We start from the raw sequence: 26,625 nt of genomic DNA, 5'->3' as shown, positions 1-26,625 counted from the left end.
ATCGATTTAATTGTGTTAGTTCATACTAAAGATGAACGATAGCTGATAAAAGTAGATAAAAAAAGAGTACTCCATCCCAAGGGACGAAGTACTCGTGTTACCACCCAAATTCAAAGTAGAGTTGCCCCTACTTTCTCTGAAATTGATAACGGTAATTATCCGGCAGTTCCTACTCAAGTGTTCAGAACTGCATCTAGGATAGAGGATCTGTTTAATGCCAGTGTCTGTCAAACTTTCACTATCATTGACTCGCTGCTAAGAATAAACATTAAACGTTCTGTTCTATCTATTTTGATTCTTCTTCAATTGTTTCTTCAGTGACTTCAATTACAGGCTTTTTTTCTACTACAGCATCTGTGTTCTCTTCAGAGTTTACAACAGTTTCATTTTCGTTGTCAAGGTCTTGTTCATCAAGAATTTCCTTAACTGCTGTATGTTTGTCTCCGACATAACTAGAAAAAGGCTTTAAAATTTCTTCCCACTCTTCACTCTTTACTTGCTCTAATTGAGTTTCAAGCATTAAGCTTAAGCGTTGATGGAAGACACGTGTTTTCTTCTTCAAGTCTTCTGTTTCCCCAGCTAATTGACGGGCACGTTCAATTGCTTCTGCTAAGATTTGTGTTGATTTCGCTTCAGCATCTGCAATCATTGCATTTGATTTACGTTCAGCTTCTACCAAGGTTTCTTTGGCTTGGTTATCTGCCGAAGTGATAATCATTTCTGATTCTTTATTGGCACTTGATTTCACTTTATCAGCGGTATCTTGTGCAACAATAATTGATTGGTTCAATGCATCTTTCAATTCATTGAAGTATTGTAATTTTTCTTCTGCGTGTTTTAATGATTTCTCAAGTTCACGATTTTTTTGTAATGCATCTTCATAATCACGTGTGACTTGATCTAAAAAGTCATCTACATCATCTTGGTTATAGCCTCTCATTTTTGTTGAGAAGTCTTTGTTTTGAATATCTAATGGAGTTAATGCCATATTCCTTCACCTCTTTGGATTATTTTTGTAAAACCCCTTATGAACACATTCTCATACTAATCCTGAAATAGCAAATATCTTACTTTTTTTATTATACACAACTTCGTCTGAATGAACAGCCAAAATGGTTTTCTTAAACAAAAGTTCGAGATTATTTTCTCAATACCCCTAAGAGGACACGGAATTTTTCTTTTTTTGTTTTTCCTTCTAATTCTTGAATCTGAAGGCGCCCAAATCCTCGTATCGAAACAATATCTAATAAGTCTAAGGCAAAATCTGGTCGTGTCGTTTCTGTCCAATTGACTTTTACTTTACCAGATTCGATCAATTGTTTTGATCGCTGCCTTGAAATATTAAATACGGCGGAAATTACACTATCCAGCCGCAAAGAGCTCATAGTCGTTCGCTCTTCCTGCCAACCATCCTTCGGTATCAAAATTTGTGTATAATCCCGCGCTTCTAAGCGAACAGTAATTTTACCAATTTTGTCGACTTGGTTAACAACGAAGCCAGCTACTTCTTGTGCTATAAAAACCTGCCACTTATCGCCATCGGAAATAATATCTCCAAAGGCTTCCCTACGAACCCCAACATTCATCAAGGTGCCTAAAATTTTCCCATGAGATAATGTCGCAAATTTAGATGGATAAATAATTTCAAATAATACAACACCAAAATCTGTCTCTTCTGGTATGTAATACGCTGGATAAATCAAGCAGCGTTTTCGTTCTGCTTGCTCATAACCACCATAAAAAGTAAACGATAAATCACTGTTTTGTCGAATCAACGTTTCCAAAATATACGCCTGTCTAGGATCAAGAAAGTCTGTCAAATAAGGCGCGTATTGCATCTCCACTTGCTCTAGCCAATCCCCGACAGTGTCAATAAAAGGATGTTCATCTTTGCGGAAATGTTGATACACATTTGCGTTCATAGATAAATCATCCTTTCTAAAAGTTATTAATAAACAATAGCTCGTAAAATGACTGCTAAGCCACCCGCTGCTAGGTTAAGGACAATAATCCCTACCATTACGTTAAATCCAACCATTCCAATCCTTAAATTCAAACGGTCAAACAAACTTAAGTATGGTTCACAAATTCTAGAGAGCAAACGCCCGAAAGCAGAATCATATGCTCCTGGAAACCATGAAAGTAGCGCGTAAATCACTAGTAATCCTGAATAGATTTGAACGCCTTTGTATAATAGAGTAATCAGTGTTGCGATAATAACACCTCCCTAAGGCTTAGAAATCAAAGAATTGTTTGTTGGCTAAAGATTGTGCTGTCGCACTATCAATTTCCATATTCGCTGGTGTGCATAAGAAGATTTCATTGCCAACGCGCTGAATATCTCCGTCTAAAGCATACACAGTACCAGTTAAGAAATCAACGATGCGTCGTGCTTGGTCTTCTTCTACTAATGTAAAATTAACTAGCACAGCTTCTTCAGCAAATAAATGTTTCGCAATGCTCATTGCTTCTGAATACACACGTGGTTCAATAATAGTAATTTTATGTGTTTTTGCATTGGCGGTGCTTTCTTGTGCTCGTCTTGTATTCGTAGTCGCTGATTGATTAGAACTACGCATAGAAACCACTTTTTTCTCTGTGTAAGCAGCTTGTTGTGTGTCTCTTTCTTGATGCGCTTCAGCAGAACGATAGCGTGCAGAAGGTTTTTCAACTACAGGCTCACTTTGTTGTGTATAAGCTGGCTGACTGTAACTTTCCTGTTGTTGAACAGGTCGTTGTGGTTTAGGCCGAGCTGCACGACGCGGTGGTTCATTAACTGCTTTGCGCTCTTCATATTCTTCGTAGTTATCATAATAATCATCTTCTTCGCCAGATAAGCCAAAAAAGCTCGATAACGCATCCTTGTTAAAAATTGACATAAATTCCTCTCCTTTACGCATCTCTGAATAACGCTGTTCCGATTCGTATAAAAGTTGCACCTTCTTCAACTGCGATTGGGAAATCGTTACTCATTCCCATGCTAAGTTCTGTACAAGGAGCAAAAGATAAATGTTTCTCATTTACGGTCATTTGCAGCTCTTTTAATTCTCTAAATGTTGCATGTAATACTTCTTCACTTGCCCCAAAAGGTGCCATAGTCATTAGACCGACGATTTGAATTTTGTCCAAATCAGCAAGTTCTTGAATGAAAGGTAAGACGTCTTCTTTACGAAAGCCGTGCTTGCTTTCTTCCCCAGTTATATTCACTTCAACAAAACAACGAATAACTTTCGTTGCTCTTTTTTGAATTTCTTTGGCTAGACTCAGACTATCTAATGCATGAAAATAATCTATCTCATTAATAATTAATTTTACCTTCCTACGTTGTAAATTACCAATTAAATGCCACTGAATATCATTAAATTTTTCCAATCCAGCTTTCTTTTCTAGTAACTTATCTACTCGGTTTTCAGCTAAATTCTGGACACCAAGCTGAACAAGCTCTGCTGCTTCCTCAATTCCTACTGATTTAGTGACGCCAATCATTGTCACATCAGCAACAGAGCGCTGTGAGCTTTTGCATGCTAGCTGAAGTTGATTATTAATATTTGTTAAGTTTTCAGCTATCATTTCTAATCGATGCTCCTTATCGTTTTCTGCGGAAAAATGGTGGCGTACTTAATTCGTCATCATTGTGATTTGGTTCTTCACGGTGGAATGTGTCAAATTCTTTTTTGTCTACTTGTTCTAATGAAGATTCATCAACTTTTGGACGTGTATTTTGTTCTCTGCGAATATCCCAATCGCCAAAAGCACTTGCTTCTTCTTGTGATTTTGGTTGATCCATTTCCACAGATTGAGTTGTTTGTTGCATTGGTTGAACCGCTTGTCTTGTTTGACGGTGCGGTTTTCTATCCTTTTTTGATTCATCAATACCTGTAGCGATTACTGTTACACGAATTTCGTCGCCTAAATCTTCATTGATTGATGTACCTAGGATGATGTTCACATCACCTGAAGCAGCATTTGTAACGATATCTGAAGCATCTTGCGCTTCAAACAAGGTCATATCTAAGCCACCAGTAATGTTTAATAAGACTTGTTCCGCACCATCGATTGATGTTTCTAACAATGGTGAAGAAATAGCTTTTTTCGTTGCTTCAATTACGCGTTCTTCGCCGCTCGCTACACCAATTCCCATTAAAGCTGTTCCTTGGTTTTCCATCACTGTTTTCACGTCAGCAAAGTCCAAGTTTACGTAACCTGGCGCAGTGATTAAATCTGAAATTCCTTGAACACCTTGACGTAATACATTATCAGCTTCTCTAAATGCTTCAAGCATTGGCGTTTTCTTGTCAACGACTTCTAATAAGCGGTTGTTTGAGATAATTAATAGTGTATCAACGTTTTCTTTTAATAAGGCAATTCCTTCAGCAGCAAAACGACCACGTTTTGGACCTTCAAAACTAAATGGACGAGTTACTACACCAACTGTTAAAGCGCCTAATTCTTTAGCGATTTTTGCAACTACTGGCGCAGCACCTGTACCAGTTCCGCCACCCATACCAGCAGTAATGAAAATCATATCCGCGCCTTGTAATGATTCTGAAATCACTTGTTCACTTTCTTCTGCAGCTTTTTGGCCAACTTCAGGTTGTGAACCGGCACCTAAACCACGAGTGTATTTAGGGCCTAATTGAATCACTGTTTCTGCTTTTGAATGTTTTAATGCTTGAACGTCTGTATTGGCTGTGATAAATTCCACGCCTTTAACGTTTTCTTCGATCATACGGTTTACAGCGTTTCCGCCGCCGCCACCTACACCGATAACTTTAATGACTGCACCGTTGTTAATGTTATTGTCTAATGAAAATTCCATGATATCGTATCCTCCTGTTTGTGTGATTAGTCGAAAATGTTCGAGAAGAAGTCTTTGATTTTGCCTGTCATTTTTTCACCAGACTCACGTTCGTTGAATTCTTCGTATTCTTCTTGAGGCTGTTCAGCATATGTGTCATAGCGAACTTCTTGTTGGACAGCGACTGACTGTGCTGGTTTCGATTTTTCACCAGGGATTGCATATTTGGCAATGTGATAAATATCGTTTAGTTGCGCTGAATATTCCACAATGCTAATGACATTAGCAAAGACTGGGTTACGTAAGCCCATGTGATTTGGTACGTATAGTTTTACGTTGGCTTCAAAAATCTCTTGCGCCAAATCAACAATACCTGGCATACTAGCGGCGCCACCAGTTAACACAACGCCTCCAGGTAATTCAAACGCATCAATTTCATCCAGAACTTCTTTTGATTTTCTCAAAATTTGTTCTACACGCGCTTCGATAATTTCTGAAAGGTAACGTTCGTCCACTCTTACAGGCTCAGACTTACCGATAACATCAACAGGAAATTCTTCGTTCGCTGAAGTTCTTTCTGGATAAGCATCCCCATAATTAATTTTTAAGGCTTCGGCGTTGTTAAAAGAAGTATTCAACACGATTGAGATATCTTTCGTGATGAACTCGCCGCCTTCTTGGTTAACATGAGTAAATTTCAATTGTTTGTCATGAATAACAGATGTCGTTGTTTGACCGCCACCCATATCAATGACAATCGTTCCAAAGTCTTTTTCGCCATCTGTTAAAATTGTTTCCGTTAAAGCAAGCGGCGTAATCACTAATTCGTTAATTCCTAAGCCAGCTTTTTCAACACATTTACGGATGTTATGGATGATTGTTTTTGGTCCAGTATAGACAACGCCAAACATCTCCATGCGAACGCCAAGCATTCCACGTGGGTCTTTGATGCCTTCAAAGCCGTCGACGGTAAAGTCTTGCGGTAAGATTGCAACAATTTGACGTTCAGGAGGAGTTGAACGAACCAAAGCTGCAGATGCGACGTTGCGCACATCCTCATCTGTAATTTCTTTTGATTCACTACTAACAGCTATCATTCCTTGACAGCTTTCTACTTCTAATAAATTCGCTGGTAATCCAACATTTACGCTTTTAATTTGAATGCCGGCTTTTTCTTCGGCTTGTCGAACGGCCCGTTGGATTGCTTGAACTGTTTGATCAATATCGACGACAATCCCTCGATTCAAACCGTCTGATTTTGCATTTCCAACGCCGATGATGTTCATTTGACCTTCAATATATTCAGCGACAACTACTTTGACAGAAGTTGTACCAATATCGAGGCCTACATACATTCCTGTTTTTGCCATGAACGGAATTCCTCCTCCTATTAATTCCAATATCTAAGCGGACAAAGGCGTCCGTTTAACTATCTCTTTTTTAGTATTATTCACTTCTTCCAATTTTACCATAAAAATGGGGGTTTTAGAAAGCAGATTATACGAATTTGTTCGTTAATTTTTGAAACATTTTTGTAAAAAACTTATTCTGCTTGTTGCACTTCTTGATTTTCTCCATTTGTCGGCGTACCGTTATTCGCTTCATCCGTTGCTACGCCTGTATTTGGGTCCACAACTTCTTGATTTGCAACCGCTGAATCTTCGGAAACTTCACTGCCCGTTTCTTCACTTTCTTTTTCATACGGATAAGAAAAAATGCCGACTTCCATATCAACGATTCCAGGTTTGTCCATTTGCTCGGCTACTTGTGAATAATAAGCCATTTTTTCACTTAAATCAGAAATATTAACAATCACTCGATTTCCATCATTCATATAGACATTAATCAAGTCTTTATTGGTTTTGGATGGTGCATATTTAATTTCTGAAATTCCTTGTTTAATTTCTTGAGGCAATTTGTTGTAAGAGGCCATTAATTCAGGGATTAATTTATCCTCTTTAAAATTCTCAAAAATTGGTTTGCCACTTTCAGCAGCTTTGGTGGTTTCCGCCAAAGTTTTACCATTCTCTAAAATCGGATGATAGCCGCCTTTAGTCGCAGCAAGAGCGACAATTTGATACTCTTGAATATCAATTTTAAATGAATTAATACCATTTAACTTAATGTTCGCCTTTTTTATAATTGGAAACTTTTTCTGAATATTTGCAGAAAAATAATTTCGATTCGAATACTGCTCCCATAAACCACTGCCCGTTTCAAGTTTTGACTGCTGAATAATCGCTTGGCTTTCAATACTTTTGTTCCCTGAAACTGTCACTTCACTCAATCGACTAAGAGGCGAAACAAAATACAGTGCCACTAAAATAGCTGTCCCTAAACAAGTTAAAATAAAGGCTAAACGCCTGTATAACCGCTTGTTCCGTGTTTTCTTAACGTTCGGTAAACGATCTGCAAAATGCTCCTCTTCTTCCACTGTTTCTTGTGGAAGATGTTGTTGAGGCTCTTCTTGACTTTGTTCTTGTAAAGTGATGGTGACTTCTGCTTGTTCCTTTTCACCTTTTGAAGCAGCTTCTTCCGCTTGTTTCTTCAAATATTCTTGGTTTTGTTTTTGCCAAGGTGTCAGTTCAGGTTGAGACTCTTCCGATTTTTTTGGAGGTAATGGTTTTCTTTTTTTGAATATATCGTTCTCGTTACTAATCTTCCACACCTCCTATCTCAGACTAACGTTTTCACAACTTGATACAAACGATCACTTGCATCTGGGATGCCTTCCCCTTTGGACGCCGTTGCCATCTGTTGTCTTTTTTCATTGTTTAATAAAATATCATCAATTGCCGCAACCAAACGAGCGCCGGTCAATTCTGCATCTGGAATCATTTCAACAGCACCAACTTTTACTAAGCTTTGCGCGTTTTTCGTTTGATGATCATTGGTGACGTAAGGACTCGGAATTAAAATTGCTGGTAATCCTAATGCGGTGAACTCCGCAATCGAGGTTGCTCCTGCACGTCCCACCATTAAATCGGTATTAGCCATCACTTCAACCATTTTATCAATATACGGTTGCACACTTATGTTTGTCAATTTCTTTTCAGAAAGCTTTAGACTTTCTTGAAGTTCCTGATAATATCTTTCTCCTGAAGCGTATAAAACTTGATACTCCCTCTCTTCAAACAAAGGATAGGCCTGTTCAAACGCTTGATTGATTTTCAAGGCACCGCGACTTCCACCAAATAAAACCACCGTTTTCTTTGCTGGGTCCAAGCCAAACTCTGATAAAACAGCTGACTTTTCCACCGTTACGACTTCTTGTCCCCGCGGGTTCCCTGTTAAAATTGTTTTTTCTTTCGGGAAAAAACTAGCGACATCCGGAAAACAAATCGCAATTTTATCTACATAACGACTTAAAAATTTATTTGTCATTCCGGGGATACTATTTTGTTCATGAATAATTGTCGGTATTTTTAATTGATGGGCTGCATAAACGACTGCACCAGAAACATAACCACCTGTACCAATGACCACATCTGGTTGAAATTCCCGAATAATTTTTTTCGCTTTATTGATGCTTGTTAAAAATAAATAAATTGTTTTAAAATTTTGAGGACTCAGTGAACGCTTGAATCCTTGAATTTTAATCGTTTTAAATGGAATTTTCGCCTTTGGCACAATTTGACTTTCTAAGCCATTTTCTGTTCCCACATACAAGAATTCTGTTGCAGGTGCTTCTTTTTTGACGTGTTCGACGAAGGATAACGCAGGATAGATATGCCCACCTGTGCCACCACCAGTTACTAGTATCTTCATTTTCTCACATTTCACTTTCTTTTAATTGTTGAACAGCTTGCATAAAGGCTTCCCCGCGTACTTCAAAATTCAGGTATTGGTCCCAACTTGCGCAAGCAGGTGATAGTAAAATAGTATCATCTTTTTCCGAATAATCAAAGGCAATGGTAACCGCCGTTTGAACATTTTCAGCAAATAAAATTGTTTCAATGTTCGCTTTTTTAGCAGCTTCCGCTAATTTTTCTTTGGTTTCTCCAAATAAAACAATTGCTTTGAGTCCTAGCAGAGCAGGAACCAATTCATCAAATGAGTTGCCACGATCCAAGCCGCCAGCAAGTAAAAGTAGCTTTTGGTTGTCAAACCCACTTAACGCCATCTCTGTAGCTAAAATGTTGGTTGCTTTTGAATCGTTATAAAAACGTCTTTGCTGAACTTCACCAACAAATTGCGTTCGATGAGGAACGCCCGAAAAGTTTTTCAATGTTTGTCTAATCTGAGCATTCGATACATTTTTTAATTTAGCTACACAAATCGCTGCGAGTGCATTTTCAATGTTGTGACTGCCAGGAATCCCTAGCTCATCGGCGGGCATAATATATTCTTCATTAAAATATAATTTCCCATCTAAAAGATAAGCTCCTTCTACTGCTTCTTTTGTTGAAAAAGGCAATACGTTAGCAGCTGTGGTTTTGGCTAACGTTTGAAGCTCTACTTGATTCCAATTTAAAATCAAGGTGTCGTCTGCGGTCATGTTTTTTTGAATGGCCCATTTGGCAGCAACATATTCTTTCCGCGAACCATGATAATCCAAGTGTGCCTCAAAAATATTTGTAATTACTGCAATTTGTGGGTGAAACGTCTCAATTCCCATCAACTGAAAACTAGAAAGTTCCATTACAAGGTCATCCTTGGCTGTTGCTTCTTGAGCCACCGTACTCGCTGGAAAACCAATATTTCCCGCCAAACGTGCCTCACCAGCCGTTCTGTCAGCGTTTAGCAATAAACCAATCATCGTGGTCGTGGTTGTTTTGCCATTGGTACCCGTAATGCCGACAATTGGACATTCGGCAATTTGACCTGCTAATTCCACCTCAGTTATGATAGGAATTTCCCGAGTTAGTGCTTCTGCCACAAGTGGATTTGTATAAGGAATACCAGGATTTTTAACGATTAGTTCAAATTCTTCATCCAACAATTCAATTGGATGCCCCCCTGTAACAACACGAATACCCAAGGTTAATAAATCTTGGGCGTCAGGGTTTTGATCAAATTGTTTTGCGTCATTAACGGTAACGAGCGCACCTAACTCATGTAAGAGTTTCGCTGCGCTGATACCACTTTTAGCTAGTCCTAAAACCAACACTTTTTTGTTTTGATAGGTTGTTATTTTTTTCATTGTCAATTTCCCCTTTGATAGATTAGAAAAGAATCCATAATGTGATTCCTGAACAGATTAAACCGACAGACCAAAAGACAAAATCAATTTTCCATTCAGACCAACCACACATTTCAAAATGGTGATGAATTGGTGACATTTTAAAAATCCGTCGACCAAATAATTTAAAAGAAGCAACTTGTAAAATAACACTTGCTGTTTCACAAACGTAGACAAGTCCAATTAAAAGTAGCGTCCATTCTTGATGCAAAATAATTGAAATTGCTGCTAACAATCCACCTAATGCTAATGAACCAACATCACCCATGAAGATTTTTGCTGGTTTTCTATTATAAGGGAAAAAGCCAATCAGCCCACCAATCACACTTAGGCAGATAATCACAACATCAAATTGTTGTTGTTTCCAGGCAATGATTGCATAGGTACCAAAGGAAATTGTTCCTAAACCAGCAACTAGGCCATCAATCCCATCTGTCAAATTCACGGCATTAGAAAAACCGACTAACCAAAAAATAATAAACACGCCATAAAAAATACCTAACGGAACTTCTGCTAATCCAAACAAGTCTAAGGTGTCTGCAAAGCCTTCACTTCGATAAACAAAGTAGAAAACCAACCCACCAAAAATTTGACCAATTAATTTTTGACGAGAATTCAAGCCCATGTTCCGTTTTTTAAAGACTTTAATGAAATCATCTAAATAACCTAGCAAACCGTATAATACTAAAATAAATAGAATAATTAGTAGAGACGGCGTAAATTGGTGGAAAAACAACCCCATTGCTAGCGAAGTAATCAAGCTTGCTACAAGGAAAACCACTCCACCCATTGTAGGGGTACCTGTTTTCACGCTATGCCAAGTTGGGCCATCTTCACGAGTAACCTGCCCTTGTTTTTTCATTTGAAAATAGCCAATGAATAGTGGCATTACGCTCACTGTAATGGCAAAACTCACCACTATGGGAATAAAAATCTGTGTCCACTCCATGTTATCTCTCCTAATTATTCTACGTTATTATTCTGTGCCTTCTAAAGTCACGGTTAATTTTTTCTCCGTAATTTCAGTTTCAGCAGCGATACTTTGTTTCGTCACATAACCTTCACCTTTAAACTCGACAGTCAAACCTAATAGATTACCAAGCTTGGTGACATCGCTCTTCGACCAGCCGGTTAAATCAGGCATATAGCTCGTTCCATTTGTGATTAAAATCAATTTCTGATTAGGCATTAATGTTTCACCAGACGGCGTTGATTGTTTCTTGATTTTTTCACCATCGCCGATAATCACAGGATCCACCCCGTTCACTTTGGCATTGGCCAACGCTTCCGCTGGTGTCATGTTTTTATAATCAGCAACCGTGACTTTATCAGAAGCTACTTTCGTTGTTTCCGGATCTGTCTCTTTAATGTCTAACGCTAATTTCATTAATGGGTTTGCAATTGCCGCCATTGCTTCTGAAGGCGAACCTGATTTTGCTTGTCTAAGTGTAATATACAAAACATATTCAGGATTATCCGCTGGGACCATTTCCACTACAGAAGACAAGACTTGACTTGCTCCATCAACGTACCCTTTACCATCTGAAATCTGGGCAGTTCCTGTTTTGGCAGCAACATGATAGCCTGGTACTTTATAAATATCATACGCAATCCCATAAGTTGGGTCTTCAACGGTATCAATCATGTACGTACGAATCTGTTGAGCTGTTTGCGCTTTGATGGGGGTTCCTACGATTTGTGGTTCCGTAATCGTTTCTTTTCCTGTATTTTTATCAACAATTTTGCTGATGTAATGAGGTTGCAACATTGAACCGTCATTTGCAATAGCTGAGAAACCTTTCATCATTTGGAAATTAGTAACCGTAATTGCTTGACCAAATGCCGACATTGCTCTATCTACAAAGTTTGTTCCTGGCAATTTACCAGCAGATTCACCACTTAATCCTGAATGCGTGCTCGTACCAAAACCAAATTTTTTCAAATATTCCATCCATTTTTCATCACCCATTTTTTGTTCTAGTTTTACCATACCGATATTACTAGACCAAGAAATGGCTTGACGATAGTTCAAATATTCTTTGCCGTTTAACCGAGTGTAGTCATGGTCATTTACAGTTACATCCCCAACTTGAATTCCACCAACACGATTGAATAATTCATTAGGATTAAACTGTCCTTGTTCCATAGAAGCAGCTGTTGTAAATAATTTGATTGTTGAGCCTGGTTCATAAGGACTTTCAACTAATAGGTTCTGCCACGTGCCATTATCGTCTAATCCTTGTTTCGTTTCAGGATTAAATGTCGGCCGTTGAGACATGGCAACAATTTCACCTGTTTTGGCTTCCATTAACATAGCGGTCATGGAAACTGGTTCATATTTTTCATTAACTTGAGTCATTAAATCTTCTAAGGTATTTTGCAAGCGACTATCTAGCGTTGTGTAAATATCTTGACCATCCACTGCTTTTTTCTCTTCCGCCACAGTTCCTGGTAAGGCATTGCCATAAATATCTTTTTCAAAATAAACACGGCCATCGGTTCCGCTTAAAATATCATTATAGGTCTGTTCTAGTCCCATCGCGCCTACTAAGCCTTCTTTATCATCATCTGGATTGGCGGCTTTTGTATAGCCAATAAAGTGAGAAGCAAACTGACCATTGGGATATAGTCTGGCTGGATGTTCATTGAAATAAACACCTGAGATTTTTTTCTTTTTCAAATCTGCTTCAATTTTTTGACGCGTTTCCAAGGTGATATTTTGACCACCCGCACCAAACTCCACTTGATATTGTGTTGACCCATCTTCATGGATCCCATTATTCAAGTATTTCAATGCTGTTTTTTTGTCTAGTTTGGTATATTTCGCTAAAATTTCAGCAATATCATCGAAGTCTTTTTTCTCCGCATATAGCTTTTCATTATTTTGTCCCGTATATTTTTTTGATAATACGACATACAGCGAATAGGAGGTAGCATCTTCTGCGATTGGATTACCATATCGATCTAAAATTGATCCTCGCTTAGCTTTTACCACTTTGCTTCCTTCATATAAAGAAGCTGTTTTTTCCTTTAGTGATACACCGGCTACTTTGCCTGTTGCCACAATGTATGTCGTTCTAAAGGCAAATAAAAAGAACAATCCAATACTCGTAGCGAATAAAATGATGCCTACTTTTTTACGATTGTTCATCGGATTTAAGTTTTTCTTTTTCATGAATTGTTTAAATTTATGTCTTTTACTCATTATTTAACAGTCCTAACATTGTCGCCATTATTTTCTAGTCCTTGTTTTTTAGCGACATCTTTGATTCGATCTGATTTAGAAAGTTCGCTTCTTTCTTGTTCCAATTTCAAAGCGTTATCTTCCTTTTCTTTAATGACTGCTTGTGTTTCTGTAATATCGTTCATGGTTTGGACAATTGTCGTTCTTACTTGAATTGTCGCAATTGCAATACCAATCGTTGCACAAACTAACACAACACCGATTAATTTTTCTAGTAAAGAGACATTTTTTAATTTCTTTTTGGGTAATAGAGTGGGGACAGGTAGCGTTTCCTCTTGCATTTTTCTGTCTTGCTCTGTTGCCACAGTTGGCTGATCCATTTCTGGTGCTTCATAATGGAAATCATTTATTTTCTTCAATTCAGCCATGTGTCTACCCCTCTCTCTAACTAGATTTTATTTTTTCGGCAATGCGTAACTTCGCACTTCGTGAACGATTATTCTCAGATAACTCACTGTCACTTGGTAAAATTGGTTTTCTCGTAATTACTTTTAATTCTGGTTGAAATTCTTCTGGTACGACTGGAATGCCTGGTGGCAAGTCTTGTACCGTACTGTACTCTTTAAACAATGTTTTAACGATCCGATCTTCTAACGAATGGAACGTAATCACACTGATTCTGCCATTTTTCGCTAGCAAATCAATTGCTTGTTCTAGCGATTCTTCAACTGCCCCTAATTCATCATTAACAGCAATGCGAATTGCTTGGAAAATCCGTTTTGCGGGATGTCCACCTTTGCGTCTTGCTGGAGCGGGAATCGCCGTCTTAATAATCTCAACGAGTTCGCCTGTTGTTTCAATTGGCTGCTTTTCGCGAACACGTTCAATTTCTCGAGCAATCTGTTTCGAAAACTTTTCTTCCCCATAACGAAAGAAAATTTTGACTAACTCACCATAGCTATACGTATTCACCACTTCGCGAGCCGTTAAGGGTGCGTCTTGATCCATGCGCATATCTAAGGGCGCGTCTTGATGATAACTAAAACCACGTTCTGCTTCATCTAATTGTGGTGAAGAAACACCTAAATCGTATAGAATCCCATCGACATGGAACACCCCATGTTCTGCTAATTCTTCTTTAATATTTCTAAAATTTGATTTGATGAAGGTCACTTGACCTTTGTCTACATATTTCTGCAAACGAGTCTTAGCATGTGCCAACGCTTTTTGGTCTTGATCAAACGCATATAAATGACCGTGCTCATTCAATTGTGTCAGTAAGTATTCACTATGTCCGGCACCACCGAGTGTGCAATCTACGTATACGCCATCCGGCTTCACTTGTAATCCATCCACTGTTTCTTTTAAAAGAACGGTGTAATGGCGAAATTCTTCAGTCATCATTTGCCTCATTCCTAAAATCCAAAATCAATCATTGTTTCTGCTAATTCATCAAAGTTTTCTTCAGCTTCATCAGAGAATGCATGCCAACGTTCGTCACTCCAAATTTCAATTCGGTTAGAGACGCCGATAACAACACAGCCTTTTTCTAAACTGGCATGTGTCCGTAAATTCGCAGGAATATTAATACGACCTTGTTTATCAATCTCACATTCTGTTGCAGCGGAATAAAAGAATCGTACAAAGGTACGTGCATCTTTCTTAGCTAAGGGCATTTCTTGAAGTTTTGCTTCAAGTTGTGACCATTCATTTAAAGGATAACCAAATAAACAGCCATCCATCCCTCTCGTTACCACAAATTTTTCACCAAGTTCCTCACGAAACTTTGATGGAACGATTAGGCGGCCTTTGGCATCGATATTATGTTGGTATTCACCCATAAGCATAGCCAATACACCCGCTTTTCCACTTGATAGAACAAGTCTACCACATCCCACCACTTTCTACCACTATAAATCTAAAAACTTCTATTTTTTAACTGTTATTTAAAATTTCTGTAATATTTACAGGGTTTTATGTAACAAGAATCACCGAGCAAAAAATGTTATTATAACAAGGTTTTTACTATGTTTTTTATAAAATAAACCCACAAATAACAAAAAAACCCCACGGAGTGGGGAGTTGTGGGGGACATTTTCCCACAGCGTATTTCCCCTATTGTTTCTACGCTTTATTACAGTAGATAATGACTGATATTAAGCAAGATAAGCAACACATACAATACAAACGTTAGTAAAAACGTCAACCGCCAAAACATCTTGAAATATCGTCTATATAAAATCTCTCCATAATAATAAGCTTGAAACAGGGCAACAGCGACTCCTAGTAACAAAATAGAAATCACAAAATACGGCATAATCGATTCATCATAACTATCTTTGGATAACTCATGGATCCCTATGAATAAAAACGGAATGGCCAAATCCGGTGCTTTTATTTTCCAACGTTCCGTTAGGGAAAAAGTGGACACGAGAAAATTGCACGCAAAGAGCACAATTACCGGAAAAATATACCAAAATAACATTATTGCCGAAAACGACACCATTCTCTCAACAAATCCTTTCATTCCACCTGCTATAACTATACTTCATCAACGTTACACAGATGTTTCATTTCGTTTAAATATATGTGCTAAAAGCCCTTCTTGCTTGCTTTTTCATATAAAAAACGGATTACTTATCAAACAATTTTCAAAACGAGGCTTCACTTATCGTGGCCACTTATTTTTTGAATGTTTTTTATAAGCTTTTCTTCTCGTATTGTGTCATACTTCTATTATAATGGATTTAGAACAAAAAATGTTGATTCGGGGTGAATCTTTTGATTAATTATTTATTATTGAAAAATGACTATTTTGAACCTTGTTCACCAGACGATGAAGCGCTAAGTTGGATTTCAATAGAATCCCCTTCGGAAGAAGAAATCGAGCGTCTTGTGAATCAATACCATTTACCAACAGATTATCTTACCGGCGTTTTAGATGATGAAGAAAATGCTCGAGTGGAAGGTTTTCGCCACGAAAAATTACAAACGCCTACGTTACTTTTGTTTCGTTATCCCAAAGCTAGCATCAGTCCTAGTGGCTATCTGCAAGTAGAAACGGTTCCGATTGCTTTAATCGCAACTGTCGATAACAAATTAATTACTGTTAGCAACGGGCCTAACGATATCGTTCATGGGATTCAAAAAGAGGCTTTCACGCATCAAGATCTTTCTATCGAAAAGGCCTTAATTTTAGCCCTTTCATGGAAGATGGCCCTTTCCTTCAATAAAAACTTACAAGCACTTATCCAACAAACCAACAAACTTGAAGGAGAGCTCCAAGTAGCCACAGAAAATAGTCAATTGTATCAGATTATGGACATTCAAAAAAGTCTGGTTTATTTTGAAGCAGCTTTAACGGATAATTTAAAAGTATTAAAACGTTTATATAGCGCTGAAATTTTTAATCATCCAGAAAAACATTTGCCATTTTTAAGGGATATTTTAATCGAACTAGAACAAGGACTGAATACGACTAAAATACAACTAAAATTAGTTGATAACATTAGTAATACTTTTTCAGCAATCGTTTCAAATAACTTAAATAATGTCATGAAAATTTTAACATCCTTAACAATTGTCCTGACCATCCCGACCATCATCGGAGGAATTTACGGCATGAATGTGAAACTCCCTTTTGCAGAACATGAATATTCTTTTTGGATTATTTTTGCCATCACTACCTTAATCTGTGTAATTAGTATTCGAATTTTAAAGAAAAAGAATCTCTTATAACTTTAGGTTGCTGTTTTCAGGAAAAGGTTGTACACTATTAGCAGAAATTAAAAAGGACGTGTCATTTATGAACGACAAAGAACAAAGTCGCTTTTCAAAAATCACGAAAGTCGTGGTTTGGCTAATGCTGATCGCAATTGTAGGTTCAACTGTTTTAACAGCAATTCTTAGTCTTTAAACTGGAGAACTTCTTCACACATTAAAAGTAAAAAAACAGCCCCTTCTATCAATTGAAGAGGCTGTTTTTTTACTTGCTCAAATAGAGCGGCTATTTTTTCGCCATCGCCAACAGCTCTTGTGCATGTTCAATGGTTAATTTCGTAATTTCACTTCCTGCGAGCATACGCGCAATTTCGTTTACTCGCTCTTTTTCAGATAAAATTCGGACGCTTGTTTCTGTCCGACCCGCCACGATTTCTTTTTCAATAAAATAATGTTCATCGGCAACGGCCGCCACTTGTGGCAAGTGCGTGATACACAACACCTGCGAATTTTCTGAAATTTGATAAATTTTATCGGCAATCGCCTGTGCTACTCGGCCACTGACTCCTGTATCCACTTCATCAAAAACAATACTAGTGATCCCTTGCGTTTGAGAAAAGATTGTTTTCATAGCCAGCATCACTCGCGAAAGTTCTCCGCCAGAAGCCACCCGAACTAACGGTTTTAATGGTTCCCCTGGGTTAGTAGTAATATAAAATTCTACTCCGTCTAAGCCATTTTCTTGTAAATGCTCAAGTTCTGTAAAGCGGACTTCAAATTCAGTTCGCTCCAAATATAGTTCTTTTAATTCGGTTAAAATTTGTTGTTCGAGCTCTTTGGCTAGGCGCTTGCGTTCTTTTCGTAAAGCTAACGCTTGTTGATGAGCGGCTTGTTGTTTCTCTGCAAGCAACGCTTCTAAGTCACCTGTGCCACCTTCCAAAAAATCAGCCTCTGCTAACTCTTTGGTGATTTCTTCATAGTAAGATAAAATTGTTTCGATCGAATCGCCATATTTACGCTTCATTTGACGGATTAATTCCAAACGATTTTCTACTTCATTCAAGCGGCCTTCATCTAGTTCTAAGCCATCAATCAACCTAGAAAGATCTCCACTGGCTTCTTGTAGTAAATAGTAAGCATTTTGAACAGTATCTGACAATGATTTATATTCTGGATCAAGGGATTCAATCGAAGCGAGTTCATTCATACTTGTGCCGATTTTATCCAAACTACTATCATCTTCACCATTTAGCGCGGCATAACTAATCGTCAGTGCATCAGCAATCTTTTGAAAATTGTTCAGTTTATTGCGTTCTTCTAGCAATTGTTCTTCTTCGCCAGCGACTAACTGTGCACTAGCAATTTCATCACTTTGAAAATGAAGCATGTCCATTCTTTGGGCAAATTCTTTTTCATTTTTTTGTCGCTTTCTGACTTTGGCTTCGAGTGCGCGATACTCTTGATATGCCCGTGTATATTTTTCTTTGACTGCTAAAAGTTTTTTCCCACCAAATTCATCTAACATATCAATATGGCGTTCACTTTGCATCAATTCTTGATGTTCATTTTGGCCATGAATATCTACTAAATATTCCCCAATTCTTTTTAAATTAGTAATGTTGACAATTCGTCCGTTGACACGGCAAACATTTTTACCAGAAGCGGAAATATCTCGTTGAATCACTAAAGAATCTTCTTCTGTTTCAATCCCTAATTCTTCTAATAATTGCTTTAATTCTTGACTTTTCGGCATTGAAAAAAGTCCTTCTAAGGTGCATTTATTTGCTCCTTGACGAATATAATCACTGGAGCCGCGTCCGCCTGTGAGTAATCCCATTGCATCAATAATGATGGATTTCCCCGCACCCGTTTCTCCCGTTAAAACGGTCATACCCATTTGAAACTCTAATTGTAACGAAGAGATAATCGCAAAATTTTTCACGGAAAGTTCTTGTAACATCTTGTTCACCTCATTCTTTATAGATAGCTTAACAGCTCTTTATGAAGTTTTTCTGCCGCCTCCTCAGTTCGTGCAATCATGAGAACACTATCATCATCGTTGATGACGGCAAAAAGTTTCTCCTGGTAATTCTTTTCGATTAAACTACCACACGCCGCCGCATTGCCAGGAATGGTTCGTAATACGACATATTTTTCCATTTGTTCTGCAGCTACAAAGGCATCTTTTAAAAGCTTTGCAAGTTTAGCACTCGTATTAGCTTGTGTTTCTAATGGAAGGCTATATCGATAACCCCCTTCTGCAGAAGGAACTTTAATCAGTTTCATATCTTTAATGTCGCGAGAAATCGTTGCTTGTGTGACAGCTACGCCCTTTTCTTGTAAATAGTTGACAAAATCTTCTTGCTTTTGAATATTTTTTTCAGTCAATAAACGTGTAATTAAACGGTGTCTATCTTGCTTTCTCATGGCGCCGCTCTCCTTTTCAGTTTACTCTTGCCCTCATCATAGCTTATTTTTATGCATTTTAAAAGACTAAACAAAGAAAAGAATAACAAAAAGCAAGGGAAACTCCGCTGACTTTTTGTTATTCTCTACTTCTATTCTGCTGGAAGTTCAATTCCTAATTCATCTTTTAAATAGGTAGTTAAATTAGTCGTTTCTTTGGTTGATTCATTGACAACATTCCACGTTTTGCCAATCGCTCGACGATTTCTTTTGGTTAATTCCTCAGCAGGTTGCTGCTCGTCTTCTAAACGTAAAGAACCGTATTGATAGCCCATTATTAACCCCTTATTCCATTCCGTATCCCAATAAACATAAAACAAATAGGTCTCACCAGCTGCTAAATAAAAATCTCCTTCATACTGTAATATTTCAACAAGCTGACGACTTTGCTGAATCGGTGCCATTCGTCTTGTTGCACGCCCACGATTCAATTTATCAACATTTTCTTTCGCATCATTTAAAAACATTCGCCCTTCTTCCATAATGCCACCTGGTCGCGCAAATTCAATCGTAGGTGCTAATTCGCCTTGAATATTTTTTAGTACTTGGATTTTTCCAAATGTCCATGGATAGATTTCTCCATTATAGGGACTACTAGGATCATTAGCAGGCGCATCTGCTTTATCTAAAGAAAGAACTTTGCCAATAATAATATTTGTTGACAAAGATTGGATATCTTTTGGGATTTCAGGATTATACATTAACAGTCGTTGCGATCCACCGGATTGATTAATAACCTTACTTTGGTCAATTTCATCAAGATATGAATAATATTTTCTTTCTGAAGAATCAATACTATTTTTCAAGGCTTTTTTCTTTAATGAATTGGAAGTTGTTGTTATTTTTTCAGCAGCAACTTGTTTCTTCTCTTCCTCTTTAACAAAATTAATCATTAAGAAAGCGCACACCAACAAAGAAAACGCTATCAAAAATGCTATGGAATTTTTTTTCATTTTTTCACCACCCGTATATTCTTGCTAAGATATCATTATTCGCTTTATCAACAGAAAGATTTGTATTAGTACTTACAGAACGTGTCATAATGCCATTTGAATGTGCAATTCCAAGCGCATGCCCAATTTCATGTCTAGCAATAGTCCCATTTTTCATCGATGAAGCTCGTGAATACATAGTATTATAATTAATTTTAGCATAGTAATAGTTTATTCGCGGAGCTTCTCGCATCCCAGTTGCAATCATCCTATCTCTGCCATCAAAAAAATCTGTAACCCCACCTATTCCCGGATTTAACTTTGTTGAATAAAAATCAATTGATGTCCCATAGTTATTCCCTTGTTTATAAATATACAAAGGATTCCCCCACGGAGTATACATCCAATTTCTAATCGCTGTATCGGTATTACCAAATGTTGCGGTTGGTCCTAACCAATAACTAATTCCATTAATTCCTCTCGATAATACGCCAGGAAACCTAGAGGCTGCAAATGTATCAACACTAGTACCCAAAACGATTGCTACAAAAAAAACAGAAATTAATAACTTCATTTTTTTCATTTTTTTACCTCTCTATTCAATTACTTGGTCTTACTAAAATAGTTTGTCTGATCAGAACTATCCTTAGTTTAACATTAAAAAATACATAAATAAATTAAAATAAGATTAAATAAATTTTTGGATGTTTTTTAAATTATTATTTAAAAGATACATATTTTAAAAATGTTATTTCATCACGATAAAAAAGGACCAATAAAGTCCAATTCAACGACTATTTTTATTCAAACCCCTTTCTATCATTATTAAATGTCTCACTAATTCATTTATAAAATAAAAAAGGACCTGAGACAGCTGCACTTCTAATGACTGTCACAGATTCCTTTTTGTTTAATTGCTTAGTCTACAAACTTTGCTGTTTTTCTCATCATTCCGCTAATTTTTGATGCGCATGCGCGACAACTTCTTCAATGGATTCTGTCGCTTGATAGGATCCTTCCCCTTCAACAGAAACTAAATGTGCCAAAAATTCAATGTTTCCTTCGCCACCAGTGATTGGTGAAAAATCTAAGTTTTTCACATCATAACCGTTATTCATGGCAAAGCGTGTAATTTCCTCCACAACCATTTGATGGGTTTCTGGATCACGCACGATTCCTTTTTTCCCAACAAACTCTTTGCCAGCTTCGAATTGTGGCTTAATTAACGCCACCACACTACCACCTTTTTTCAAAATATCATGAAGAGGTGGCAAAATTAAGCGTAATGAAATAAAAGAAACATCAATCGTTGCAATATCCGGCACCCCTTCGGTGAAATCTTCAGGTTTACTATAGCGAAAATTGGTACGTTCCATTACCACCACGCGTTCATCTTGCCGAATTTTCCATGCTAGTTGGTTATAGCCAACATCTAAAGCGTAACTCAAACGAGCCCCATTTTGTAAAGCGACATCGGTAAAACCACCTGTGGAGGAACCAATATCTAGCATTGTTTTGCCTTGAACGTTGATTGCAAAAACATTTAGTGCCTTCTCTAGTTTTAAGCCCCCACGAGAAACATAAGGCATTACTTGGCCCTTAGTATGTAAGGGTGTCTCCACAGAAATTTTTTCCCCTGGTTTATCTAAACGTTCATTTTTATCATTGTAAACCAAACCAGCCATCACGCTGCGTTTGGCTTTTTCTCGTGTTTCAAATAGTCCTTGATTAAACGCCAAGACATCGACGCGTTCTTTTTTCATAAGTGCCTTCTTTCTATCTCAATTGTAACTGAGTTAACAAGTTTGCTAAATGTTCTTCTGAAAAGTTGGGAACATTTGCTTTGATTTTTTCTAAAACAGCGCTGCCTTTTGCTAATTGATGTGTTAGCGCATCTTTCGCACCAGCAATCCCTAAAAGAGCTGGATACGTACTTTTATTCAACGCTTCATCTCGGCCTACTTTTTTACCTAAATCTGCTTCTGTACTTGTGGCATCTAATAAGTCATCACGAATTTGAAAAGCTAAGCCATAGTGATGCGCAAATTGTGTCAGTAAACCAATGACTTCTTCTGTTTGATTGGCTAATACGCCCCCTGCAATTAAGGCGAATTCAATTAGTGCTCCGGTTTTCTTTTCATGAACAGCCGCTAACTCTTCTAAAGTCAAGCTGACTTTTTCTCCTTCAATATCACCCATTTGGCCAGCAACCATGCCTTGATTCCCCGCTGCCTTTGCCAGTTGTTGCAGCAGTAAAACTTTTTCACTTAAGCCTAGTTGGCTCAAAGAAAGTAACTGAAACGCGCCTGTTAATAAGCCGTCTCCTGCTAAAATGGCAGTTGCTTCACCAAACACTTTGTGATTGGTTGGTTTGCCACGACGTAAATCATCATCATCCATTGCTGGTAAATCATCATGAATTAATGAATACGTATGAATCATCTCTAAAGAGGCAGCCACTTGATAGTCTTGTATTTCCAGCTCTTTTTGAAAAGCGGCCACTGTTGTTAACACTAATAGCGGGCGTAATCGTTTGCCACCTGCGTGTATTGAGTAGAGCATTGCTTCTTTCAAACGCTCATTTTCAGTATATTCTGCGATAAAATCGACCATGACTTTTTCAACCAACGGTAAATGCTGTTGACTAAAATTCGTCATTACGCTTCCTCGCTCTCTTCAAAAACAATTTCTTCATTGTTTTCTGTCATCATTTTCGTTAAAGTTTTTTCCGCTTTTTCCAATGTATCTTGACATTGTTTACTTAATGCCATGCCCTCTTGAAAGGCAGCTAATGCTTCTTCCAAAGGAACATCTCCTCGTTCTAAGCGCTGAACGATTTCCTCTAAGGCATTTAATGATTCTTCAAACGTTTTTTCTTTTGCTGGCATGTTAAAACTCCTCTTTTTTCGCTGTTATTGTTTCGACGTTTGCTTGAACTGTACCATCCGCATAATGAATCGTTAATTGATCTGCTGGCTGCAACTCGGTAACAGTTTTAACGACACGGTCCTCTTTTGTAGTATAACTATATCCTCGACCCATAATTTTGAGTGGGCTGAGTAAGTCTAATTGTTGAACAGCAGACGTGAATTGCTTTTGTTTGTTTAGGAACAATTGTGTCATTTGTGTTTGCAAGTTTCGTTGTAAAAACGCCAACTGTTGCTGACTTTCTCTTAATTGTCCCTTTGGTGTCTGTTGTTGCAATTGAGCGATAATTCCTTGGGCTTGACGTTGTTTTTGGTGATGAATCGTTGTCATTGCTTGGAAAAGACGTTGCGTCATTCGATCTAGTTTAATCGTTTGACCTTCATAAAGTCGCTCAGGTTGCTTAAACACATAAGAGTTTTGTAGTCGTTGGAAACGTTCTGTTCGTTGTTGTAAGAGATATAAAAAGCTTTGTTCTAAACGACTACGCCGTTCACTAATTCTTAATAGTTCTTCATTTAAAACTGGTACCGCCAGTTCCGCTGCTGCCGTTGGCGTTGCCGCACGAACATCTGCTACCATATCGGCAATTGTTACATCTGTTTCGTGACCAACCGATGAAATAATCGGTGTGGTGGCAGCATGAATGGCTCGAGCCACTTTTTCTTCATTAAATGGCCATAAATCCTCGATTGAACCACCGCCACGGCCGATGATCATCGTATCAAAATCACCTTGCGCATCGGCTCGCTGAATGTTCCGCACAATGTCATCTGCCGCCTGTTCGCCTTGGACCAAGGTGGGAAAAAGGACCAGTTGTGCAATCGGATAGCGTCTTTTGACTGTCGTAATGATATCCCGAATGACAGCACCACTAGGACTTGTAACCACAGCGATTCGTTTGGGATAACGAGGCAACTGTTGTTTAGGGCCTTCAAAAAGTCCTTCTTTTCCTAGTTTTTCTCTTAATTCTGCCAATGCTTGATAAAGTGCACCAACACCATCTGGTTCCATATGTTCAATATAAATTTGATAGGAGCCGCTGTTTTCATAAAGCGAAATCCGCCCCACCACCATGACTTTCATGCCTTCTTTTGGTTGAAACTTCAATTTTTGAAAGGCTGATTTAAACATAATTGCAGAAATCTTCGCATGGTCATCTTTTAAACTGAAGTACTGATGCGCGTTCGCTCGGAAGCGAAAGTTCGAAATTTCCCCTGTTAGATAGACACGTCCTAAGTAAGGGTCTGCATCAAATTTACGTTTTAAATACTTCGTTAAGGCTGTTACTGTCAAATACTGTTGCGTCATTTTTTCACCTTACTTTTGTTTTTTTGCTGCCTCGACCGTTTGATACATTAACATGGTAATCGTCATTGGGCCGACACCTTTGGGAACTGGTGTGATATAGCTTGCAATTTCAGAAACTTCATCGAATGCTACATCACCAATCAGTTTTCCTTCTTGATTGCGATTCATCCCCACATCAATCACTACCGCACCTGGTTTCACAAACTCTCTGGTGACAAAATGCCCACGTCCAATTGCTACAACTAAAATATCCGCTTCTTTTGCAACTTCTGCTAAATGTTCAGTTTTAGAATGGGCTATCGTCACAGTCGCATTTTTCATTAACAATAATTGTGCCATTGGCTTACCAACAATATTGCTTCGACCAATAACCACCGCGCGTTTACCTGTTAAATCAATATCATAGGCTTCAAACATCTTCATAATTCCATACGGCGTGCAAGGAATCATTTCAGGTTTGCCTACAAACAAACGGCCTAAATTCATTGGATGGAACCCATCTACATCTTTTTTGGGATCAATCGCTAATAAAATCTTTTCTTCATCAATATGTTTTGGCAAAGGTAGTTGTACAAGAATGCCATGAAAGCGTGAATCTTGATTATATTTATCAATCTCAGCCAACAATTCTTCTTCTGAAATAGTTTCTGGTAGTTTTTCAACCTTTGACAGAATGCCAATTTTGGCTGCTGCACGTTCTTTATTTCTCACATACGTTTGGCTGGCAGGATTTTCCCCAACTAATAAAACAACTAATCCTGGTTGGATGCCTTGTTGTGTCATCTTTTCTACATCTTTTTGAATCTCTGCTTGCATTTGATCTGCTAATTCACGACCGTTAATTACTGTACTCATTCCTTCGCTCCCTCTATTGTTTCTTTACTTCTTTAATAGTATTTATTTTAGCATATAACCCAGTATCTTAACACCAGTTAGATAGTAAAAAAGATTCAGAGCTTACGCCTCTGAATCAATTTCTTTCATTACATTTGATAACACACCATTAACAAATTTACGTGAACGGTCGTCGCTGTATTTTTTACTTAACTCAACAGCTTCATTTAATGCCACAATGTTTGGCACATCTGAAACGTATAGCATTTCAAAAATAGCTAAGCGTAAAATAACAATATCTATTTTTGCTAAGCGTTGCATAGACCAGTTATTACCTAAATGGTTCGTAATCACTTCGTCTAATTCTACTTTGCGGCTACACACACCGCCGACAAGTAAATCTAAATACGTAGGGACTAAATCTTCGCCATCTTCACTGACGATTTCCCGATTATCATAAGCCAATGCATAATCAATGGCATCTTGTTTGGTTAAATCAGCATTAAAATCTAAAGGAAAAAGGGCTTGGAGCGCTTTTTCACGAATCTCGTGACGGGTTAATTCTGTTTTACTCATTCTCTTCTCCATCTTCATCTTCATCTTCTGGGAATAATTCATTTAAGTCTGGTTGAGGGAGTTTTTCAGGTACTACCGCTACAACATGAATATTCACTTCAACTAAATCAATATCTGTCATAAATAAGACTTGTTGTTTCACACGGTCTTGCATTTCTAAAGCAACTTTTGGCACAGAAACACCGTAGTTAAAGTAACAATAGATATCGACTTTTAAGCCTTCTTCTTCTGTTCGTAAATATACACCTTTACCGTGTGCTGCACGGCCTAATAATTCATTCACGTTATTGGCGAACGTGCCACGCATCCCATAAACGCCCTCTACTTTTGAAGCAGCGATTCCGATAATTACTTCAATAACTTCTGGAGCAATCACGATTTCTCCTAAAGAATCGTTTGCATTGATTACAAGATTTTTTTCTTCTGACATTTGGTTGTCCTCCTTATCTATTACGCACAAAATCGTTAAATAAACGATTTATTTGATGAATCACTAAGTCTCTTAAGGATTCTCTTTTAAGCAACGGATGATTCTTAAAAATTAAAACAACACTGGTTTCTTCAGTTGGTTGTGAAAGAACGTCCAAATTTTGCTTATCAATACTCGTTCTTAGTTTATCATTAATTAGCCTATTTCGCTACCAGAAAAGCTAAGTTCTGGCTAAAAGAACAGATAATTTCTTGTCATAAATTTCTA

General features: G+C 37.8%; 29 protein-coding genes. 2 read left to right on the top strand and 27 right to left on the bottom strand.

Annotated elements, in window-relative coordinates; genetic code table 11:
• Nucleotides 1-286 precede the first annotated feature (286 nt).
• From divIVA to IGL49_RS03630, 16 genes are all read right to left on the bottom strand, one after another.
• Nucleotides 287-988 (bottom strand): cell division protein DivIVA, encoded by a 702-nt coding sequence (divIVA, locus tag IGL49_RS03705; RefSeq protein ID WP_002355904.1) that lies wholly within the window; start codon nucleotides 986-988, stop codon nucleotides 287-289.
• Nucleotides 989-1,139: 151 nt separating this feature from the next.
• Nucleotides 1,140-1,922, bottom strand: a complete 783-nt coding sequence (locus IGL49_RS03700) for an RNA-binding protein (RefSeq protein WP_104854489.1) — start codon at nucleotides 1,920-1,922, stop codon at nucleotides 1,140-1,142.
• A 26-nt stretch (nucleotides 1,923-1,948) separates the two neighbouring features.
• The gene (locus IGL49_RS03695) at nucleotides 1,949-2,206 is read right to left on the bottom strand and encodes a YggT family protein (RefSeq protein ID WP_002355902.1); all 258 of its coding nucleotides are present in this window, start codon (nucleotides 2,204-2,206) and stop codon (nucleotides 1,949-1,951) included.
• A gap of 28 nt (nucleotides 2,207-2,234) precedes the next feature.
• Nucleotides 2,235-2,879 carry a cell division protein SepF gene (locus IGL49_RS03690; protein ID WP_002355901.1) on the bottom strand — a complete coding sequence of 215 codons (645 nt, stop codon included), beginning with the start codon at nucleotides 2,877-2,879 and terminating at the stop codon, nucleotides 2,235-2,237.
• Between the two features lie 13 nt (nucleotides 2,880-2,892).
• Nucleotides 2,893-3,570, bottom strand: coding sequence for a YggS family pyridoxal phosphate-dependent enzyme (locus IGL49_RS03685; protein ID WP_002358890.1), 678 nt, complete (start codon nucleotides 3,568-3,570; stop codon nucleotides 2,893-2,895).
• Between the two features lie 16 nt (nucleotides 3,571-3,586).
• Nucleotides 3,587-4,819 carry a cell division protein FtsZ gene (gene ftsZ, locus IGL49_RS03680; RefSeq protein ID WP_002355899.1) on the bottom strand — a complete coding sequence of 411 codons (1,233 nt, stop codon included), beginning with the start codon at nucleotides 4,817-4,819 and terminating at the stop codon, nucleotides 3,587-3,589.
• A gap of 26 nt (nucleotides 4,820-4,845) precedes the next feature.
• Nucleotides 4,846-6,168: a cell division protein FtsA gene (gene ftsA / locus IGL49_RS03675; RefSeq protein ID WP_104854490.1), complete on the bottom strand. Its 1,323-nt coding sequence runs from the start codon at nucleotides 6,166-6,168 to the stop codon at nucleotides 4,846-4,848.
• A gap of 173 nt (nucleotides 6,169-6,341) precedes the next feature.
• Nucleotides 6,342-7,466, bottom strand: a complete 1,125-nt coding sequence (locus IGL49_RS03670) for a cell division protein FtsQ/DivIB (protein WP_104854491.1) — start codon at nucleotides 7,464-7,466, stop codon at nucleotides 6,342-6,344.
• Nucleotides 7,467-7,474: 8 nt separating this feature from the next.
• A complete protein-coding gene (gene murG, locus IGL49_RS03665; protein WP_104854565.1) occupies nucleotides 7,475-8,566 on the bottom strand; it encodes an undecaprenyldiphospho-muramoylpentapeptide beta-N-acetylglucosaminyltransferase in 1,092 nt (363 codons plus the stop codon).
• A gap of 4 nt (nucleotides 8,567-8,570) precedes the next feature.
• On the bottom strand, nucleotides 8,571-9,941 hold the full coding sequence (gene murD, locus IGL49_RS03660) for a UDP-N-acetylmuramoyl-L-alanine--D-glutamate ligase (protein WP_104854492.1): 1,371 nt from the start codon (nucleotides 9,939-9,941) through the stop codon (nucleotides 8,571-8,573).
• A 22-nt stretch (nucleotides 9,942-9,963) separates the two neighbouring features.
• Nucleotides 9,964-10,929, bottom strand: coding sequence for a phospho-N-acetylmuramoyl-pentapeptide-transferase (gene mraY, locus IGL49_RS03655; protein WP_104854493.1), 966 nt, complete (start codon nucleotides 10,927-10,929; stop codon nucleotides 9,964-9,966).
• A 27-nt stretch (nucleotides 10,930-10,956) separates the two neighbouring features.
• A complete protein-coding gene (locus IGL49_RS03650) occupies nucleotides 10,957-13,185 on the bottom strand; it encodes a penicillin-binding protein (protein ID WP_104854494.1) in 2,229 nt (742 codons plus the stop codon).
• Nucleotides 13,185-13,592 (bottom strand): cell division protein FtsL, encoded by a 408-nt coding sequence (gene ftsL / locus IGL49_RS03645; protein WP_104854495.1) that lies wholly within the window; start codon nucleotides 13,590-13,592, stop codon nucleotides 13,185-13,187. The genes IGL49_RS03650 and ftsL overlap by 1 nt, the downstream gene beginning before the upstream one ends.
• A gap of 16 nt (nucleotides 13,593-13,608) precedes the next feature.
• Nucleotides 13,609-14,565 carry a 16S rRNA (cytosine(1402)-N(4))-methyltransferase RsmH gene (gene rsmH / locus IGL49_RS03640; RefSeq protein ID WP_164982962.1) on the bottom strand — a complete coding sequence of 319 codons (957 nt, stop codon included), beginning with the start codon at nucleotides 14,563-14,565 and terminating at the stop codon, nucleotides 13,609-13,611.
• A gap of 14 nt (nucleotides 14,566-14,579) precedes the next feature.
• Nucleotides 14,580-15,065, bottom strand: a complete 486-nt coding sequence (gene mraZ, locus IGL49_RS03635) for a division/cell wall cluster transcriptional repressor MraZ (RefSeq protein WP_002383402.1) — start codon at nucleotides 15,063-15,065, stop codon at nucleotides 14,580-14,582.
• 233 nt (nucleotides 15,066-15,298) lie between these two features.
• Nucleotides 15,299-15,691, bottom strand: coding sequence for a DUF3397 domain-containing protein (locus IGL49_RS03630; RefSeq protein ID WP_002383401.1), 393 nt, complete (start codon nucleotides 15,689-15,691; stop codon nucleotides 15,299-15,301).
• 245 nt (nucleotides 15,692-15,936) lie between these two features.
• Here IGL49_RS03630 and IGL49_RS03625 point away from each other — a divergent pair, with 245 nt between their 5' ends.
• On the top strand, nucleotides 15,937-16,902 hold the full coding sequence (locus IGL49_RS03625) for a magnesium transporter CorA family protein (protein WP_104854497.1): 966 nt from the start codon (nucleotides 15,937-15,939) through the stop codon (nucleotides 16,900-16,902).
• A 67-nt stretch (nucleotides 16,903-16,969) separates the two neighbouring features.
• On the top strand, nucleotides 16,970-17,080 hold the full coding sequence (locus IGL49_RS03620) for a DUF4044 domain-containing protein (RefSeq protein ID WP_002383399.1): 111 nt from the start codon (nucleotides 16,970-16,972) through the stop codon (nucleotides 17,078-17,080).
• 90 nt (nucleotides 17,081-17,170) lie between these two features.
• Here IGL49_RS03620 and recN read toward each other — a convergent pair whose 3' ends face one another.
• The 11 genes from recN to IGL49_RS03565 all read right to left on the bottom strand — a co-directional run bounded on the left by recN (nucleotide 17,171) and on the right by IGL49_RS03565 (nucleotide 26,358).
• On the bottom strand, nucleotides 17,171-18,844 hold the full coding sequence (gene recN, locus IGL49_RS03615) for a DNA repair protein RecN (protein ID WP_010825092.1): 1,674 nt from the start codon (nucleotides 18,842-18,844) through the stop codon (nucleotides 17,171-17,173).
• A 17-nt stretch (nucleotides 18,845-18,861) separates the two neighbouring features.
• Nucleotides 18,862-19,311, bottom strand: coding sequence for an arginine repressor (locus IGL49_RS03610; protein ID WP_002358881.1), 450 nt, complete (start codon nucleotides 19,309-19,311; stop codon nucleotides 18,862-18,864).
• 131 nt (nucleotides 19,312-19,442) lie between these two features.
• Nucleotides 19,443-20,243 (bottom strand): hypothetical protein, encoded by an 801-nt coding sequence (locus IGL49_RS03605; RefSeq protein ID WP_113795019.1) that lies wholly within the window; start codon nucleotides 20,241-20,243, stop codon nucleotides 19,443-19,445.
• A 64-nt stretch (nucleotides 20,244-20,307) separates the two neighbouring features.
• A complete protein-coding gene (locus IGL49_RS03600; protein ID WP_104854499.1) occupies nucleotides 20,308-20,865 on the bottom strand; it encodes a matrixin family metalloprotease in 558 nt (185 codons plus the stop codon).
• Nucleotides 20,866-21,229: 364 nt separating this feature from the next.
• Nucleotides 21,230-22,045, bottom strand: a complete 816-nt coding sequence (locus IGL49_RS03595; RefSeq protein ID WP_002355880.1) for a TlyA family RNA methyltransferase — start codon at nucleotides 22,043-22,045, stop codon at nucleotides 21,230-21,232.
• 13 nt (nucleotides 22,046-22,058) lie between these two features.
• Nucleotides 22,059-22,940 carry a polyprenyl synthetase family protein gene (locus IGL49_RS03590; RefSeq protein WP_104854500.1) on the bottom strand — a complete coding sequence of 294 codons (882 nt, stop codon included), beginning with the start codon at nucleotides 22,938-22,940 and terminating at the stop codon, nucleotides 22,059-22,061.
• A complete protein-coding gene (locus tag IGL49_RS03585; RefSeq protein ID WP_002355878.1) occupies nucleotides 22,940-23,170 on the bottom strand; it encodes an exodeoxyribonuclease VII small subunit in 231 nt (76 codons plus the stop codon). The genes IGL49_RS03590 and IGL49_RS03585 overlap by 1 nt, the downstream gene beginning before the upstream one ends.
• 1 nt (nucleotide 23,171) lies before the next feature.
• The gene (xseA, locus tag IGL49_RS03580; protein WP_002355877.1) at nucleotides 23,172-24,518 is read right to left on the bottom strand and encodes an exodeoxyribonuclease VII large subunit; all 1,347 of its coding nucleotides are present in this window, start codon (nucleotides 24,516-24,518) and stop codon (nucleotides 23,172-23,174) included.
• 9 nt (nucleotides 24,519-24,527) lie between these two features.
• Nucleotides 24,528-25,373: a bifunctional methylenetetrahydrofolate dehydrogenase/methenyltetrahydrofolate cyclohydrolase gene (locus IGL49_RS03575; protein WP_104854501.1), complete on the bottom strand. Its 846-nt coding sequence runs from the start codon at nucleotides 25,371-25,373 to the stop codon at nucleotides 24,528-24,530.
• Between the two features lie 102 nt (nucleotides 25,374-25,475).
• Nucleotides 25,476-25,928: a transcription antitermination factor NusB gene (gene nusB / locus IGL49_RS03570; protein WP_162782643.1), complete on the bottom strand. Its 453-nt coding sequence runs from the start codon at nucleotides 25,926-25,928 to the stop codon at nucleotides 25,476-25,478.
• Nucleotides 25,921-26,358: an Asp23/Gls24 family envelope stress response protein gene (locus IGL49_RS03565; RefSeq protein WP_104854502.1), complete on the bottom strand. Its 438-nt coding sequence runs from the start codon at nucleotides 26,356-26,358 to the stop codon at nucleotides 25,921-25,923. Before IGL49_RS03565 ends, nusB begins: the two co-directional genes overlap by 8 nt.
• Nucleotides 26,359-26,625 lie beyond the last annotated feature (267 nt).

This window comes from Enterococcus sp. DIV1337a, assembly GCF_051712285.1.
In the GTDB taxonomy this organism is placed as follows: domain Bacteria; phylum Bacillota; class Bacilli; order Lactobacillales; family Enterococcaceae; genus Enterococcus; species Enterococcus faecalis.
The sequence above is the reverse complement of the archived record's forward strand: the minus strand, read 5'-3'. Positions and strand labels throughout refer to the sequence as shown.

Bases quoted from the DNA above. Each gene is read 5' to 3' on its own strand.
- divIVA (WP_002355904.1), bottom strand. From the start codon at position 988: ATGGCATTAACTCCATTAGATATTCAAAACAAAGACTTCTCAACAAAA.
- IGL49_RS03700 (WP_104854489.1), bottom strand. From the start codon at position 1,922: ATGAACGCAAATGTGTATCAACATTTCCGCAAAGATGAACATCCTTTT.
- IGL49_RS03690 (WP_002355901.1), bottom strand. From the start codon at position 2,879: ATGTCAATTTTTAACAAGGATGCGTTATCGAGCTTTTTTGGCTTATCT.
- IGL49_RS03685 (WP_002358890.1), bottom strand. From the start codon at position 3,570: ATGATAGCTGAAAACTTAACAAATATTAATAATCAACTTCAGCTAGCA.
- ftsZ (WP_002355899.1), bottom strand. From the start codon at position 4,819: ATGGAATTTTCATTAGACAATAACATTAACAACGGTGCAGTCATTAAA.
- ftsA (WP_104854490.1), bottom strand. From the start codon at position 6,168: ATGGCAAAAACAGGAATGTATGTAGGCCTCGATATTGGTACAACTTCT.
- murG (WP_104854565.1), bottom strand. From the start codon at position 8,566: ATGAAGATACTAGTAACTGGTGGTGGCACAGGTGGGCATATCTATCCT.
- murD (WP_104854492.1), bottom strand. From the start codon at position 9,941: ATGAAAAAAATAACAACCTATCAAAACAAAAAAGTGTTGGTTTTAGGA.
- mraY (WP_104854493.1), bottom strand. From the start codon at position 10,929: ATGGAGTGGACACAGATTTTTATTCCCATAGTGGTGAGTTTTGCCATT.
- IGL49_RS03650 (WP_104854494.1), bottom strand. From the start codon at position 13,185: ATGAGTAAAAGACATAAATTTAAACAATTCATGAAAAAGAAAAACTTA.
- ftsL (WP_104854495.1), bottom strand. From the start codon at position 13,592: ATGGCTGAATTGAAGAAAATAAATGATTTCCATTATGAAGCACCAGAA.
- rsmH (WP_164982962.1), bottom strand. From the start codon at position 14,565: ATGACTGAAGAATTTCGCCATTACACCGTTCTTTTAAAAGAAACAGTG.
- IGL49_RS03630 (WP_002383401.1), bottom strand. From the start codon at position 15,691: ATGAAAGGATTTGTTGAGAGAATGGTGTCGTTTTCGGCAATAATGTTA.
- IGL49_RS03620 (WP_002383399.1), top strand. From the start codon at position 16,970: ATGAACGACAAAGAACAAAGTCGCTTTTCAAAAATCACGAAAGTCGTG.
- recN (WP_010825092.1), bottom strand. From the start codon at position 18,844: ATGTTACAAGAACTTTCCGTGAAAAATTTTGCGATTATCTCTTCGTTA.
- IGL49_RS03610 (WP_002358881.1), bottom strand. From the start codon at position 19,311: ATGAGAAAGCAAGATAGACACCGTTTAATTACACGTTTATTGACTGAA.
- IGL49_RS03605 (WP_113795019.1), bottom strand. From the start codon at position 20,243: ATGATTAATTTTGTTAAAGAGGAAGAGAAGAAACAAGTTGCTGCTGAA.
- IGL49_RS03600 (WP_104854499.1), bottom strand. From the start codon at position 20,865: ATGAAAAAAATGAAGTTATTAATTTCTGTTTTTTTTGTAGCAATCGTT.
- IGL49_RS03595 (WP_002355880.1), bottom strand. From the start codon at position 22,045: ATGAAAAAAGAACGCGTCGATGTCTTGGCGTTTAATCAAGGACTATTT.
- IGL49_RS03590 (WP_104854500.1), bottom strand. From the start codon at position 22,940: ATGACGAATTTTAGTCAACAGCATTTACCGTTGGTTGAAAAAGTCATG.
- IGL49_RS03585 (WP_002355878.1), bottom strand. From the start codon at position 23,170: ATGCCAGCAAAAGAAAAAACGTTTGAAGAATCATTAAATGCCTTAGAG.
- xseA (WP_002355877.1), bottom strand. From the start codon at position 24,518: ATGACGCAACAGTATTTGACAGTAACAGCCTTAACGAAGTATTTAAAA.
- IGL49_RS03575 (WP_104854501.1), bottom strand. From the start codon at position 25,373: ATGAGTACAGTAATTAACGGTCGTGAATTAGCAGATCAAATGCAAGCA.
- nusB (WP_162782643.1), bottom strand. From the start codon at position 25,928: ATGAGTAAAACAGAATTAACCCGTCACGAGATTCGTGAAAAAGCGCTC.
- IGL49_RS03565 (WP_104854502.1), bottom strand. From the start codon at position 26,358: ATGTCAGAAGAAAAAAATCTTGTAATCAATGCAAACGATTCTTTAGGA.